This window comes from Janthinobacterium sp. 1L-D-8-B-C4, from assembly GCF_057291295.1.
In genome coordinates this window covers 97,030-113,104 of record NZ_JBXAVX010000017.1, presented here as the reverse complement: position 1 = coordinate 113,104, position 16,075 = coordinate 97,030, and the positions used below count along the sequence as shown (strand labels likewise).

Sequence of the window (16,075 nt, the reverse complement as noted above, 5' to 3'; positions counted from 1 at the left end):
AAACATGAATATACCTGCGATAGTGAAAGCTGCATCGAATAATGGCTGCTTGCTTAGCAACGAAGAATTGAATTTTCTTCCGGCTGCACGCCTCAATAGAGACTGTTTCTGCACCAGTTTGGATAGCTCCGCATTGAAAATAGCGCTTTCTAGCGAACCGGGCATGGACGGATTGCACGAGTTGATCGAGGAGCGGTGTCCCTATCTATTTTCTGCGCGGCCTATTTTTGTCTCGTATCGCCAAAGCAAACGTATTGCGGACGTTATTGCAGCGATTGAATCCGTAATATCGCTGCCATCGTATCGTGCGCGCGTTCTGACTGATGCTCCTGACATTGCCAAGCATAATCCTGATGATGCAAAAGGAGTATTTTTTGGCTATGACTTCCACATCCACGACGATACCTTGGCGCTCATCGAAATCAACACAAATGCCGGTGGAGCGATGCTCAACGCCGCGATGGCAAAAGCCCATAGATCGTGCTGTCTCAGCGATAGTGAATTGACACGAGCCATTGATAGCGGTGCGACCCTTGAAGATACCATCTTCAACATGTTTGAGTCGGAATGGGCGCTCTCTCAACGTTCACAGCCACTTCGGACAGTCGCGATAGTTGACGATCATCCAGAGCAGCAGTATCTCTATCCCGAGTTTGTTCTTTTTCGACGCTTGTTCGAACGCCACGGCATAGAGGCCGTTATTGCCTCACCATCGGACCTTACCTATCGTGATGGCGTTTTACGTCATGGGGATCTTGCTATCGACTTGGTCTATAACCGGCTGACCGATTTCATGCTTGAGTCGCCCCAGTGTCTCCCATTGCGTTCGGCGTATCTAGAAAGCGCAATCGTGCTAACGCCGCACCCCCAAGCGCATACCCTCTATGCAAATAAGGCAAATCTGGTTCTGCTATCGGATAAGAAAGAGCTCGTAGCGCTTGGCGTAGCCCCCGCCGTGCAAGATATTCTGCTCAAGAGCATACCGCGAACGCAGATTGTGACGGCCTCCGATGCGGACCGCTTGTGGACGGAGCGCCGAAAGTTGTTTTTTAAACCTGTTGCAGGTTACGGGGGGCGAGCCACGTACCGTGGTGAAAAGATCACCAAACGGGTATGGCAGGACATTCTGGCTGGTGACTACGTCGCTCAGGCCCTCGTCATACCCGGTGAGCGCTCGATCGGTTCCACCGATAATCCTAGCTCGCTGAAATTCGACCTTCGAGTCTATGTTTATGACGGAAAGGTGCAGTGGACCGCGGCCAGGATGTATCAGGGGCAAACCACCAACTTTCGCACCCCTGGAGGTGGTTTTGCACCTGTTTATAGTTTGGACGACGAGCGCACTGCGAATGAAATCAGCTCTATCGCGACTAGAGCTAGTTCCCATCACGATTGAGACGTGTTTGATCCTTAAAGCGAACAGGTTAGTTAGTTACTCTATCCGACCAGCTCTCTGAAACGTCAGAAATCGAATGTCAATGAGGGAGGAATCCATGAATAAAATTGAATCGATCCAGGCATCTATCGGGCTCACAGTTAAGGGTAGCACCAGCGCGGAAGGCAAGACGGCAGGGCAAATGTTTTCTGCCACATTAGCTAATGCACTAGGATCGACGCCAATAGTGGCAATGGCCTTGCCTCCAGTGGCAACTATTCAACACACACAGTTTGACCTTCCATTGAATTTGACCGCTGCTAAGATTTGGCAGCAGGTGAGTATCAATGAACGTGCGCTCGGACTGCGGGCGTACCGTCAAGAACTTCTCGCATCCAATATCGCGAATGCCGATACGCCTGGATATGTGGCGGTAGATATTGACATTGAGAAGGCCTTAAAAACAGGAAAGTCAAAAGATGACGTTTCCCTGCAATTTCGTATTCCAGCCCAAGGTAGCATTGATGGAAACACCGTTGATATGGATGTTGAACGGGCCCAATTTGCTCACAATTCCCTCATGTATGAATACAGCGTTGATCGTGTCAAGGGACGCTTCAAGGAACTAGATGACCTTTTGAAAAATACACCATATTAGTAATCTCTTCTTGGAAATACTGACAGTAGCGACTTAATGCAACTACCGCAGGCAACGGAAAGATTAAGTCATGGCGTGATCGGGTAAGCACCTGAATGGATACGATCGCTGCTGGCCGCATATGCCACCAGCAGCGATCGCATCCAGCACTCAAAACCGCGTTACTTTTTCTTCATCATTTCCTGACAGTCCTTCATCATTTGATCCATTTTTTCATACATTTTCGGATCCATTTGATGATCCTTTTTTGGCTCCATCTGATGTTCCATTCCAGCTTGCGGGGCTTTATTGGCCGCTCGCATCATTTGCGCCTGCTTGGCCTTGCGCCCTTGCTCAATCAGTTGCCAGTCCGGGCCAGCGAAGGCGGGAAATGCAGTGCTAAGAGTGCTGATACAGAGCAGCGTAAGTAGTAATTTTTTCATGATAGACTCCTCGATAAACTAATTTGATGTATGCATCGTCATCCCCATGGTCAAGTGGCTAATTCAACCATCGACAATACAAAAGCCGCAGCGCAACTGCGGGAACGTCTGACATATCAGAAAAAAAATCACTTCTATCCGTTTGCGAAACAAAACGCATCGTAGCAGTGGTAGCACCGAGATCCGGATAGTCGCCGCCTGCGTTATGGTCGGCAAAAGGTGGTCCCATATAGCAGAAGGCGCATGTCTGGCAGCTTGGCATGGCCATCGGCTGCGCAATCGCCGCAGATGCAGGCATGTCGTTTTGCAGTGGAAACGCCGGTATATGGCTGCACCAGATAAAACCGAACAACACCACCGCACACCTCACGAAATACACGAGGTGCTTAGCCGAGCGGTAGGTGCCGAACGGTCTCATGACGGCTAATTCTCCTCTGCTGCTGCCGAGCCGGCGGCACGGATCTGACGCCGACGAAGCAGCAGATAAACCGCAGGGACCACAAACATGGACAACAACGGCGCGGTAATCATGCCGCCAACCATCGGCGCGGCGATGCGCTGCATGACCTCCGACCCGGTGCCGGTGCCCAGCATAATCGGCACCAGGCCGGCGATAATGACCGCCACCGTCATTGCCTTGGGCCTCACGCGCAAGACCGCCCCTTCACGAATTGCATCGAGCAGATCGGTTTCACTAGCGTTACCATTCGCCAGACGTTCATCCCAGGCATGCTTTAAATAAAGCAGCATGATTACGCCGAATTCGGCCGAGACGCCAGCCAACGCGATGAAGCCGACGCCGCCGGCGACTGACAGGTGATAGTCGAGCAACCACAGTAGCCAAATGCCGCCGGCCAGCGCAAACGGCAGCGTTGCCATGATCAAGGCCGCTTCATCGAAGCGCTTGAAGGTCAAATAAAGCAGCACGAAGATAATAAGCAAGGTCGCTGGCACGACGATTTTGAGTTTTTCAGTGGCACGCTCTAGATATTCGAACTGCCCCGACCATGCAATGGAGTAACCCGCCGGCAATTTGACTTCCCTGGCGACGACTTGCTTCATGTCATACACAGTCGAACTCAAGTCGCGATCGCGAATATCGACATACACCCAGCCTGACAGCCGGGCATTTTCACTCTTGAGCATCGGTGGGCCGTCGTCGATGCGGATCGCGGCGACATCACCCAGCCGGATTTGCGCCCCCCGCTCTGTCAGCACCGGTAGCTGGCGCAGTTTCTCAATTGAGTCGCGCACCTCGCGTGGATAGCGCACATTAATCGGGAAACGCTGCAATCCTTCAACAGTTTCACCGATATTGTCGCCGCCGATCGCCGCCGACACCACGCTTTGCACGTCTGCTATATTCAAGCCATAGCGGGCGGCCGCGTCGCGATCGATGTTGACGTCGATGTACCGTCCGCCGTTCAGGCGCTCGGCCAGCGCTGAGGAGACACCCGGCACCTTCTTGACTGCGCGTTCTATCTCACCAGTGATGCGGTCAATTTCCTGCAAGCTAACGCCTGCGACCTTGACGCCGACCGGGCTTTTTATGCCGGTGGCCAGCATGTCAATCCGGTTGCGGATCGGCGGCACCCAGATGTTGGACAGCCCAGGCACCTTGACGGTGCGGTCCAGTTCCTGTATCAATTTTTCCGGCGTCATGCCAGGGCGCCACTGATCGCGCGGCTTGAACTGGATCATGGTTTCGAACATTTCCAGCGGCGCCGGATCAGTGGCGCTCTCGGCTCGACCGGCCTTGCCGAAGACGCTTTGTACCTCTGGTACCGTTTTAATCAGCCGGTCAGTCTGCTGCAACAACTGCGCGACCTTGCCGGCCGACAGACCGGGCAACGCCGACGGCATGTACAGCACATCGCCTTCATCCAATGGCGGCATGAATTCGCCGCCGAGCCGGGTCATGGGCCAGATCGTGATGGCTGCTACCAGTGCTGCCGCCAGCAAAGTCAGCTTTGGAAAACGCAGTACGACATCGAGCAAGGGGCGGTATAGCGCGACCAGGAAACGATTGAGGGGATTCTTTTGCTCATCGGGAATCCGGCCGCGGATCAGATAGCCCATTAAAATGGGAATCAGCGTCACCGCCAGTCCAGCCGCCGCCGCCATCGCATACGTCTTGGTAAAGGCCAGCGGCGAAAACAGACGGCCCTCTTGCGCTTCCAGAGTGAACACGGGAATAAACGAGAGAACGATGATCAAAAGCGAAAAGAACAGTGCTGGTCCAACCTCAACAGCAGCGTCGCCAATGACGCGCCAATGCTCATGACCCTTTAGCTGTTTACCTGGATGGGCATGATTCCAGGCTTCAATATGCTTATGGGCATTCTCGATCATCACCACGGCGGCATCGACCATCGCGCCTACAGCAATGGCGATACCGCCCAGCGACATGATATTGGCGTTGACTCCCTGGTAGTACATGACGATAAAGGCGATCAGGATGCCGATCGGCAGCGTGATGATGGCCACCAGCGCCGAGCGCAAGTGAAACAGGAACAGCGCACAGACCACAGCGACGACAATGAATTCCTCGATCAGCTTTTCTTTCAGGTTGGTCACAGCGCGCTTGATCAGGTTCGATCGGTCGTAGGTGGGGATGATCTCGACGCCGGGCGGAAGGCTCGCTTTTAGCTTTTCCAGCTTGACCTTGACGGCATCGATGGTTTCCAGCGCATTTTTCCCGGAACGCATGATGATCACGCCGCCAGCAACTTCGCCCTCACCATTCAAATCGGCAATCCCGCGCCGCATCTCTGGCCCGATCTGGATGCGCGCGACATCGCCCAGCCGGACCGATACGCCAGCGTCAGTCGTCATCAACGGAATCTTGCGGAAGTCGTCAAGCGACTTCAGATAACCAGAGGCCCGTACCATGTATTCGGCCTCGCCCAATTCCAGCACGGAACCGCCCGTTTCCTGGTTGGCTTTCTGCACGGCATCGATAATTTTGCCATGTGGGATGTTAAAGGCGCGCATCTTGTCTGGATCGAGCACGATCTGGTACTGACGCACCATGCCGCCAATGCTGGCCACTTCCGAGACGTTGGGCACCGCTTTCAACTCATACTTGAGAAACCAGTCCTGCAAGGCGCGCAATTGCGACAAATCGGTCTTGCCGCTACGGTCGACCAGCGCATATTCATAGACCCAGCCGACGCCGGTCGCATCTGGTCCGAGCGCGGTTTTTGCCTGCGGTGGCAGGCGTGACTGCACCTGGTTCAGATATTCCAACACCCGTGAACGCGCCCAGTACGGATCGGTACCGTCTTCAAACAGAATGTAGACGAAGGAGTCACCGAAAAACGAGTATCCGCGCACCGTCTTGGCACCCGGCACCGACAGCATGGTGGTGGTCAGTGGATACGTGACCTGGTTCTCGACGATTTGCGGCGCTTGCCCCGGATAGCTGGTGCGGATAATAACCTGCACGTCCGACAGGTCGGGAATGGCATCGAGCGGCGTGCGCGCCAGCGACCAAATGCCCCAGACCGTAATGAATACAGTCGCCAACAAGACCAGAAAACGGTTGCTGATAGACCAGCGGATCAGTTTTGTGATCATTTCGCCACTCCCGCGGGTGCTTTCATGCCACCCATGGGTTTATTTTCGGGTTTCGGCGCACCGGAGGTCGGCGCAATGGCCACGATCTCAAAGCTGCCATCCTCGCCTTGCTGGATGTCGAAGGCGACTCGGTCACCTATGCCAATATTGCGCTGCAAGCCCGTGGAAGACACTTTGAAACCCATCGTCATCGCCCCCCACTGCAGCGACGTGATAGGGCCATGCGAAATGGTGATTTCATCCTTGCCGATCTGTTCGACCTTGCCTACCCCATGGTGGCGCGGAAGTGCCTTGTCTGCGTCAGGGGACTGCGTATCGCTCATGCGTGTCGTCGTTCCCTTCAGGCTGGCCTCGGAATCGATCAAGAACTGCGCCGAGACGACCACTTTCTGACCAGCGGATAGGCCCTTGCGAATTTCGGTGAGACCACTGCCTTCGCTGCCGACCTCCACATCGACGGGCATAAACTTGCCGCCCTCCTGGGCAAGCATGACAACGCTGCGCGTACCCGTCTGGATGACTGCCTCCGACGGCACCTGCAAAACATCGGTGCCACTGTTTGACGCGAAGGTCAGAGTAGCAAACATACCGGGCAACAACTGAGCGCCGGGGTTAGCCAGCTCCACACGGGCTTTCAGGGTTCGCGTCGCGGCATTAACTTCCGGCAAAATGGCACCCACCTTGCCCTTGAAAATAGTTCCGGGTAGCGCCTGTACCTGCGCTTCGACGGCGTCACCAGGGCGAACCTTGGCCGCCACGCTTTCGGGAACCTCCGCGTTGACCCATACTGTCGCAAGTCCATTGATGCGAAACAGCGGCGCACCAGCGGAGACGGTCATTCCTTCGCGGGCGCCAAGCTCTGCGATCACACCGCTGATGGGTGCTGAAACCGTCAAGCGAGGATGGACCTTTCCACTTGACTCGACTAGCCGGATTTGCCCCTCACTCATACCAACTAGCCGCATGCGCTGGCGGGCAGCGTCGACCAGGGATGCTGTTTCATTGCCTTGCATACGACGGCTTGCCAGATAGTCTTCTTGTGCCGCGATCCAGTCAGGGACATACAAGTCAGCCAAGGGTTGCCCCTTTTCCACCGGATCGAGCAGGGCACGCGCATACAAGCGCTCTACAAATCCACCGCTACGCGCCTGCACCAGTGCCACGTCGCGCTCGTTATAGGCAACGTTACCGACGGCAACCAAGCCGGCGGACATCCTTCCTGATGTGACGAGCGCTGTGCGCACTCCCAGGTTTTGCTGGACCCGCGGGCTAATCGTAACATTACTGTCCTCACCATCCCCCGCAGCATAGACGGGCACCAGCGGCATATCCATGAACGGTGACTTACCGGGTTTGTCAAACTTCTGGCCCGGCACCATGGGGTCATGCCAATATAATGGTTTCTTGTTGGCAGCACTCGCGGCGCCTGCTGCGTTGCCGGATACCGCCTTGACGTCACCTGTAGATACTGTCTGATGTGCTTGTCGTAAACCAAACTGGTAACCGGCATAAGCGACCGCTGCAAGGGCACCCGCAAGTACTAGGACGCGTAATTTCTTATTGTTCATTTGAATTCCTGCTGGCGATGTACTGCGGAAATCTGCGTGATTGCGATGTCGGGAAAGAGGAAGCGAAGCTGTGCCCAGAACTGGGCTGTATTCATCTGCAACTGCAGCAACTGAACGTGCATGTCCGCACTGTTACGCCTGGCAGCGAGCACCTCAGCCAAAGAGGCTTTTCCGCCACGATAAGAGGCCAGGACCGCTTGGCTTCGCTTGTCGGCAAGGGGCAATAGCTGGAGCGCGTAGCGCTCGCTACGTTCTTGGCCACTCCTCCATTCGATGAGCAAGGCACGGATGTTGGCGGCATCTTCTCGCAGCAGTTCGTCGCGTTCGCTCCTCGCTTGTTCGACCAAGGCGAGTTTGGAGCCTAGTTCGCGGTCCTGCCGGTTTTTGCGATCCCACTGTAATGGCAGGGATAGGCCAACGGAGACCATGTTCGAGTAGGCCGCGCCGCGCTGCTGGAATGCGAACTCGATACTCCAGTCCGGATGCCGATTCGCTTGCGCCAGATTGACGTCGGCCTGGGCGACTTCTTCCTGCCGATTCAACACCATGATCTGCGGGCGGTGCGCCAGTTCAGTGTCGAGCAACACCGGGTCCAGAGGGATGGTGCCCAAGTCGGGCATGCTGGAATCGGCAAGTTCGCCGCTGCTGCCAGTCCAACGCACCAGCATGTTTTTTGCCGTATTGAGGTCGCGTTCGACCTGACTGGCTCGGTCCTCAAGGGTTAACAAGGCAGAACGCGCAGCCAGCACGTCGGCCTGGCTGCCACGCCCGCCCCGATAGGCGGCCGTAGCGGCGTCAATTTCCTGGCGGGAAAAGACCACTTGTTCTGTCAGAACTACTGACATTTTCCGAATGTAGTAGACGTTGAGCCAGGAGATCGCCGTGTCGCGCTGAATCGCGGCGAGTGCGACATCTTTTTGCGCCTGCGCCTTGTCGGCTTCGCGCTCAAGACGTGCGGAACGCCAGCGCAATTTATCGGCGCGTGTCAGTTCCTGCGAAATGCCGATGCGCCGCATCGTCATGAAATCCCCGCTCAAACTAAAGCGATCGGTGCCACTTAAGGGCACATTATCGATGCCGACCTTGAGAGTGGGATCGGGGCGCTGCGCCACTGCTACCGCCATTTCGTGTGCGGCGACAGTTGCCTGGTCCTGCGCATGAAGTTGGCGCGAGCGGGCGACAGCCTGCTGCAGCGCCTCGGTGAAGGTGACTGGCTGGGGGGCCGCGCGCGCATCATGAACGAAGGCAAGCAGCGGAACAGTAAGGGCGAGAGTTAACGCCGTCTTCATGAATGGGTGAAGGCGGACGACGCGTGCATTTGTATGCACGGTGTACGGGATTGACATGGCAGCTCCAGAATGCGATGGGAGGCATCGCCTTGTCGAACCCGACAAGGCGATGGCGATCTAGGCAGTCTGGAGTGTTAAATACGGAAACAGCAATGGCGGATAGCGATAGGCGGTGCCGTTGGCCTCGCCAAGGTAATGAGCAAAGGAGGTTTGGCTGTATACACTACGGGAGTGTCATAAATAGCTAACGTCAGAAGCAGGACAACAGGTACGAAAGATGGGTGGTCGGCGACAGGCGTCTTGTCCAGCGACTGCCTGGACGCATCCCCCACAGCATAAATTTGACACAACGTCGACTGGTCAGTGTCCATGCCGGCGCAGTCTGTCATCGCGGGCATCGCAGACACCCCAACACCTGCGGATGTAACGGAACTACCGACTCCCATCGGTACGCCGGGGCATAGGTATGAAGCGACCGCATGCTGCATGAACAGCATGCTAAGTATCGCGACAAGAGCCGTGAACAATCGCACTGTGCGGGAGGTCTTCATAAACTATCTAAACGGATGATATTCGTAGCCTAGGTTGTATCAAACCAACTGTCAAGCTATTGCTATGCTGTCACTTGACCGTGAGCAAGTACGGATCGAATGACAGATATCATCACTATACGCATTACCATAATGGGAAGGTCAATCAAAGACATATGTCGCCGGATTGGAATGCTTTACGTTTAATTGCTTGACAAAAAACTTGCAATCGATGCACCATTTCCAGCAATTCCTTCGCTGGACCGGTGTCGATTGATTTCAATGACGAATATCCATGAAACGGCTTATCCACGCCTGAAACAAGAGTTCACTGAGCAGGAGCTCGGGGCGATCTACACGCCTTCGCGCGCACAAATTGACCATATCTTCACGCTGTATCGCCAAGCATCGCATCGTACTTTTTTGCTGATCCAACTTATGCTGTTGCAAAGGCTCGGTTATTTCGTCCCTTTGTCGAGCATCCCGTCTATCGTGGTGCGGCATATCTGCGAACATAGCGGTCTGCGCGTTCCGGCAAAACGAGCGCTGGCGCAATACGATCAATCCGGTAGCAAGACAACACACCAGCGCCGTCTGCGCGGGTACGTGGGGATCCGGGTGATGGACTCGTCCGATGAATACTGGCTGGAAGATCAGGCCCTGCAGGCTGCCCATACCAAGCAGGAGCTACCCGACATTATCAATGTCCTGATTGAAGAGTTGGTCCAGCGTCGCCTGGAACTGCCTGGATTCACCTACTTGTTCAGGCTGGCTCGCCATTCCCGTACCAGCGTCAATGACGGCATCTATAAGGCGGTGGCTGGCGGATTGCCAACTTGCGTGGTCGAGCGTTTTGAACACATGCTCACTGCGGGTAAGAACCTGCGCATATGGGATAGCCTCAAACGCGAGCCGAAGCAGCCCAATGTGCGTGCGGTGACGGATTTCCTGGCCCACATTGAGACCATGATCGCGCTGGCGCAGGATCTGCCCAATACCGAGGCCATCGCCGCAACCAAGCGTGAACAACTCGTTTTGGAGGCGCGTGCCCTGGATGTGGCGGAAATGCGGCGGCTCAAGCCACTCAAGCGCCACACCCTCATCGTGCTGCTGATTCAAAGCCAGTTGCAGAAGGCAATGGACGATATCGCCGAAATCTTCATCAAGACCATCCGCAGCTTGCATAACGGTGCCGAGGAACGGTTGCGTCAATATCACCTGCAGCACGCCGAACAGATTGAGCGTTTGATCGGACAGTTCCGCGAAGTGCTGACCGTCCTGAGCGACGAGGGCAGCGACGAGGAGCGCGTCGCTAGGGTCGAGCAATCCCTCGACGGGGATCTTGGGGCATGGATCACTGAATGCGACGAGCACATGGCGTATGCTGGCAATAACTATTATCCGTTCATGCTGGTCGGGTATGTTGGCAAGCGCAGCCTGCTCTTCAAGTGCCTCGAAGCGCTCAGTCTGAAATCGAGCTCCCAGGATCAGAGCCTGCTGGCGGCGATCGCCATCATCCAAAAGCATCGCTCCAGCCACAAGGAACAACTGCCAGCGGCAGAAGGTGCGCTACCTGAATTGGCACTGGACTGGATGTCCGATAAGTGGCGCAAGCTGGTTTTTGGCCGAGTCGCAGCCGATGCCCCAGCGAACGTGCATCGCAAGTATTTCGAACTTGCCGTGATGACGCAAGTCATGGATGAACTCAAGTCGGGCGATCTGTACGTCGAGCATAGCGGCGACTACGATGATTATCGCAACCACCTGGTGGACTGGGAGCAATACGAGCGTGAAGTGAAAGCCTATGGTGAACTGGTAGGGCTGTCGGTGGAAGCTCCGGCGTTTGTCGCGCAGTTGCGCGACAAACTCGGCAGTCTAGCGCGCGACGTTGACAGCCGATTCCCGCAAAATAGCCTTGCCGATATAGACGAGAGCGGCATTGTGATCCGTCGCATGGAGCGCCCGAAGCCGCCACCCGAACTTGACGCCATCGAGCAGATGGTCACCAATGAAATGGATCCGGTGAGCATCCTTGATGTATTGACCGAGACTGAAAAATGGTTGGACTTGCATAAACTCTTCGGTCCGTTGTCCGGCTTCGAGGCCAAAGTAGACGATCCGCGCAAGCGCTTCATCACTACGTTGTTTTGCTATGGTTGTAACCTGGGCGCCACGCAAACCGCACGCTCGATCAAGGGACTGAGCCGCAAGCAGGTGGCCTGGCTCAATCTCAAGCATGTCACCGAGCAGCGTCTGGACAAGGCGATCGTCAAGGTGATCAATGCATACAACCGCTTCGCATTGCCACGTTATTGGGGGTCGGGAAAGAGCGCGTCGGCCGACGGTACCAAATGGAACATTTACGAGGCTAACCTGCTTTCCGAATACCATATCCGCTACGGTGGATACGGCGGCATTGGCTACTACCATGTGTCCGACAAGTACATCGCGTTGTTCAGTCACTTTATTCCATGCGGCGTCTATGAGGCGGTTTACATCCTCGATGGGCTAATCAACAACCAGTCGGACATCCAGCCAGATACGCTGCACGGCGATACCCAGGCCCAAAGCACGCCTGTCTTTGGCCTGGCTTCGCTGCTGGGTATCGACCTGATGCCGCGCATCCGCAATATCAAAGATCTGGTGTTCTTCAAGGCGGACAAGGCCGACCAGTATGACAATATTGGCAGCCTGTTCCGTGGATCGATCGACTGGGAACTGATCGCGCGCCATATGAAGGACATGCTGCGCGTCGTTATTTCCATCAAAGCGGGCAAGATTGCGCCATCGACGATCCTGCGCCGCCTAGGGACCGCTAGCCGCAAGAACAAGCTCTACTACGCGTTCCGCGAGCTCGGTAGGGTACATCGGACAATGTTCCTGCTCAAGTACATCAACGACGCAGAATTGCGTCGTACCATCCATGCAGCAACCAACAAGAGCGAGGAATTCAACGGCTTCATCAAATGGTTGTTTTTTGGGGGCGAAGGCATCATTGCCGAAAACGTTCGGCACGAACAGCGCAAGGTTATCAAGTACAACCAGCTCGTTGCGAACATGGTCATCCTGCACAATGTCCATGAGATGACGCGGCTCCTCAAGACAATACAGGCAAAGGGATATGTGCTAACGGAGGAGGTGCTTCGCGGCTTAGCGCCATATCGGAAAGGGCACATCAACCGATTCGGCGAATATATGCTGGACCTTGAACGCGAGGTAGCCCCGATGAATTATAAAGTCGAATTTACCAAATAAATCAATTGGTTAGGTCGGTTTTTGCGAAAAAAACTGCAATCCCGGCCGGCCCTCTATCACATCCCGAGTAATATCCAGTTATAATCAGTCATGCTCAAACGCTTCCTCTATATTCTTGCTGTCGCTTTCGCTCTCCAGATGAGTTGGGGAATTGCGAGCGCATATTGCTTGCATGAGAGCGGTAAAGCAAGTTTGCATTTTGGGCATCACCAGCACGAACACAAAACATCCAAAGATACTTGCTGTGGTTCTTCCTCTTCCAGTTCAAAGAAATCGGCTGTTCATCTTGACTGCCCATCGTGCTCGCATGGCTTGGTAGGCATGATCACTTGGGCTTCCAATTTCGAGGAGCCGTTGACGGCAATTCATTCCCCGCCGTTATTAGTTCGAGCATTACCCCCTCCCTATCCTGAATTACCTGAGCGCCCTCAGTGGCATGTTGCCGCCTAGTCCGGCGACATCGACTCATACACATCTTCGTATTTGTAGATCACCACTACAGGTGAGCGTGTCGTCGCCGGATTCTTCCCATTTCATTTTTTGGAGAATTCTATGCGACCATCATTTTTGCCGCTTGTGCTTGCTATCGTACTCGCATTTCCGCTGCAAGCGGCTGCACAGACGGAAGCACCGTCAGTTGCAACGGCAGCCCCAGCGGCTGCTCATAAAGGCGCTTCTGCATTGACATTGGCAGAAGCAATCAAACTCGCCTTTGAGGGCAACCCTGGGCTCCGGACAGCCATGCGTGATATTGATATCGCCGCTGGCGAATTGATCCAGGCGGGTACCCGACCTAACCCTGAGCTTTCCTTTGTTTCGGAGGGTCTAAAAAAAGAACAGAGGACACGAACTATACAATTCAGTCAACCGTTGGAGCTGGGTGGCAAACGTGCTGCCCGCATGGCGGCAGCGAGCCTCGGAGGGGATATTGCCTCTGCCGATCTGGCCGGGTACCGTACCTCGTTGCGCGCTGACGTCGTGACTGCTTTTTTCGACGTCGTAGCGGCTCAAGAGGGCTATCAACTTGCGCTTGTATCACAGCAACTTGCGCAGCGCGTCAGCGATGCAGCGGCGCGGCGTGTGATGGCAGGCAAGGTGTCACCGGTAGAGCAAACCCGGGCTCGTGTGGCGGAAGCAAGCAGCAAGATCGAACTCAATCAGGCTGCCAATGATCTGACGCTGTCCAAACGGCGTCTCGCTGCAACTTGGGGAAGCCAGACACCCCAGTTTGATTCCGTTGTCGCACTTGAAATGCCAGCACAGGCTATCCCTACCTCTAATGAATTGAATAATCGCCTTCCGACAGCCCCACAGACTCTCCGGGCACGTCTGGAAGTTGATCGCCAAGAGGCGTTGACTAAGGTAGAACGCAGCCGCAGGATTCCTGATGTAAATCTGATCGTTGGAACCCAGCGTGACGAACAACTTGGTCAAGTCGGGCCGCGTCGCACCATCTTGGGGCTATCGATTCCGTTGCCACTTTTCGATCGTAATCAAGGCAATGTCCTCGCAGCCTTGCGCCGAGCAGACAAAGCCAGAGATGAACTGAAGGCAGTAGAGAACAGATTGTCAGCGGAAGTTGCTGAGGCAACTGCACGCCTCAGTGTTGCGCAGTCCGAATTGACAATTTTGCGGACCGACATTCTGCCAGGAGCGCTGAGTGCATATGAGGCAGCTTCAAAAGGGTTTGAACTCGGAAAATTTAGCTTCCTTGATGTCCTTGATGCACAGCGCACACTTTTCCAGGCAAAAACTCAATATGTACGCGCGCTCGCTGAATCACATCGCTCCGCCGCCGACATCGATCGCATTATCGGACGCGTTGAATCGAATGGCACTTTGATTGCACCTGCGATCTCATATCAGGAAACAAAATGAAAACACCGAACATTGAAAAGAAATCGCTGCGCGCGATGATGGCGATCGTAGCAATCGGCGCTGTGCTGTTGGCCGCCATTTTATTTACTGGTAAATCCGGCGGCGCCCCGGAAGGGACGGACACTGAAACTTCCGCCAAGGCAGATGAAAAAGAGAAAGGCGTTGGAGGAGGCGCCGGCAAAGGCAGCCATGGCGGAAAATTGTTTGTCCAAGGGGCGACTACCGTTGAAGTCATCCTTGCAGAAGAGAAGGGAGAAGCTCGCCATCGCTTATGGCTCTACGAAAATGGCAAACCCGTTGCGCCGACTACCGCCACTGCGACCGAGCAAATCAAACGCGCTGACGGCCAGGTGATGAACTTTGAATTCGCAGTCGACAAAGATAGTTTGCTGGCCAAAGAGAGCATTGCCGAACCGCATATTTTTGATGCTCTCATTACTGTCCGTAAGGGCGGCGTCACGATCCCGATCAAGTTGCAAAGCGAGGAAGGCAAAATTGAGTTGACTGATGCTCAAATCAAGACTGCTGGGGTGATGGTAGCAAAATCCGGTACGGCGAGTATTAATAGTGCCTTTCAACTAGCTGGCGAAGTGCGCTTCAACGAAGACCGTACTGCACACATCGTGCCCCGTTTGCAAGGTGTAGTTGAAAGTGTGGCCGTCGACCTTGGTCAGCAGGTAAAGAAAGGACAAGTTCTAGCAATCATCGCCAGCACCGTTTTGTCTGAAATGCGCAGCGAATCGCTTGGTGCGCAAAAGCGCTTGGCGATGGCGAAATTGACCTACGACCGCGAGAAAAAATTGTGGGAAGGCAAAATTTCCGCAGAGCAGGATTATTTGCAAGCCCAGCAGGGGCTGCGCGAAGCGGAAATAGCTGCTCAGAACGCTTCTCAAAAAATCGCCGCCATTGGTGCCTCTGGTGCTAGTTCCGGTGCATTGAACCGCTTTGAACTGCGTGCGCCATTCGATGGTGCAATCATCGAAAAGCACATTACTTTAGGCGAATCTGTGGCCGCCGATGTGAACGTATTCACGATTGCGGATCTGTCAACGGTATGGGCAGAAATCATCGTTCCCGCCAAGGATCTCGGCACTGTGCGCGTTGGTACGAAAGCACTCGTCAAGGCAACCACGATGGATTCCGAGGCATCTGGTGTAGTTTCCTATGTGGGTTCGCTGCTTGGAGAACAGACACGCACGGCCAAAGCGCGAGTCACCCTGGCAAACCCGAAACTGGCCTGGCGCCCGGGCCTGTTCGTCAATGTCGACCTGACCTCCGATGAGCGCGAAGTACCTGTTGCGGTGGCCAGCGATGCAATCCAGACGGTTGAAGGTAGTCCAGCCGTGTATATCCGCATCGATGGCGGCTTTTTCGCTCAGCCAGTGGAGACCGGCCGCAGCGATGGGAAATACACCGAGATCGTAAAGGGTCTTGCTGCTGGTACTACGTATGCGGCAAAAGGTAGCTTCGTCCTCAAGGCGGAGCAGGGCAAAGACAGCGCCGAACATGCACATTAAGCCG

Annotated in this window: 10 protein-coding genes; 5 read left to right on the top strand and 5 right to left on the bottom strand. The window is 54.8% G+C overall.

From position 1 onward, the window contains the following. Positions 1–4 precede the first annotated feature (4 nt). Together AC0Z42_RS24885 and AC0Z42_RS24880 are read left to right on the top strand one after the other, a co-directional pair. A complete protein-coding gene (locus AC0Z42_RS24885) occupies positions 5–1,396 on the top strand; it encodes an ATP-grasp domain-containing protein (RefSeq protein ID WP_232731428.1) in 1,392 nt (463 codons plus the stop codon). A 97-nt stretch (positions 1,397–1,493) separates the two neighbouring features. After that, positions 1,494–2,033, top strand: coding sequence for a flagellar basal body rod protein FlgB (locus AC0Z42_RS24880; RefSeq protein WP_306821361.1), 540 nt, complete (start codon positions 1,494–1,496; stop codon positions 2,031–2,033). Positions 2,034–2,194: 161 nt separating this feature from the next. Here the strand turns inward: AC0Z42_RS24880 and AC0Z42_RS24875 are convergent, their stop codons facing one another. The 5 genes from AC0Z42_RS24875 to AC0Z42_RS24855 are packed head-to-tail and all read right to left on the bottom strand — an operon-like array spanning position 2,195 to position 8,948. After that, complete coding sequence (locus AC0Z42_RS24875) at positions 2,195–2,455, bottom strand: hypothetical protein (RefSeq protein WP_070289049.1); 261 nt, start codon at positions 2,453–2,455, stop codon at positions 2,195–2,197. 58 nt (positions 2,456–2,513) lie between these two features. Beyond that, positions 2,514–2,873 carry a hypothetical protein gene (locus AC0Z42_RS24870; RefSeq protein WP_131687601.1) on the bottom strand — a complete coding sequence of 120 codons (360 nt, stop codon included), beginning with the start codon at positions 2,871–2,873 and terminating at the stop codon, positions 2,514–2,516. Positions 2,874–2,878: 5 nt separating this feature from the next. After that, positions 2,879–6,034, bottom strand: a complete 3,156-nt coding sequence (locus AC0Z42_RS24865; protein WP_071080257.1) for an efflux RND transporter permease subunit — start codon at positions 6,032–6,034, stop codon at positions 2,879–2,881. Next, on the bottom strand, positions 6,031–7,602 hold the full coding sequence (locus tag AC0Z42_RS24860) for an efflux RND transporter periplasmic adaptor subunit (RefSeq protein ID WP_070289051.1): 1,572 nt from the start codon (positions 7,600–7,602) through the stop codon (positions 6,031–6,033). The genes AC0Z42_RS24865 and AC0Z42_RS24860 overlap by 4 nt, the downstream gene beginning before the upstream one ends. Beyond that, positions 7,599–8,948, bottom strand: coding sequence for a TolC family protein (locus tag AC0Z42_RS24855; protein ID WP_232731429.1), 1,350 nt, complete (start codon positions 8,946–8,948; stop codon positions 7,599–7,601). Before AC0Z42_RS24855 ends, AC0Z42_RS24860 begins: the two co-directional genes overlap by 4 nt. Positions 8,949–9,703: 755 nt before the next feature. On the opposite strand from AC0Z42_RS24855, the gene AC0Z42_RS24850 reads away from it, so the two are divergent. The 3 genes from AC0Z42_RS24850 (at position 9,704) to AC0Z42_RS24840 (ending at position 16,071) form a co-directional block, all read left to right on the top strand. Then, positions 9,704–12,676, top strand: a complete 2,973-nt coding sequence (locus AC0Z42_RS24850; RefSeq protein WP_070289053.1) for a Tn3 family transposase — start codon at positions 9,704–9,706, stop codon at positions 12,674–12,676. Between the two features lie 552 nt (positions 12,677–13,228). After that, a complete protein-coding gene (locus AC0Z42_RS24845; protein WP_071654388.1) occupies positions 13,229–14,554 on the top strand; it encodes a TolC family protein in 1,326 nt (441 codons plus the stop codon). After that, on the top strand, positions 14,551–16,071 hold the full coding sequence (locus tag AC0Z42_RS24840) for an efflux RND transporter periplasmic adaptor subunit (RefSeq protein ID WP_070289055.1): 1,521 nt from the start codon (positions 14,551–14,553) through the stop codon (positions 16,069–16,071). The genes AC0Z42_RS24845 and AC0Z42_RS24840 overlap by 4 nt, the downstream gene beginning before the upstream one ends. Positions 16,072–16,075: the final 4 nt, after the last annotated feature.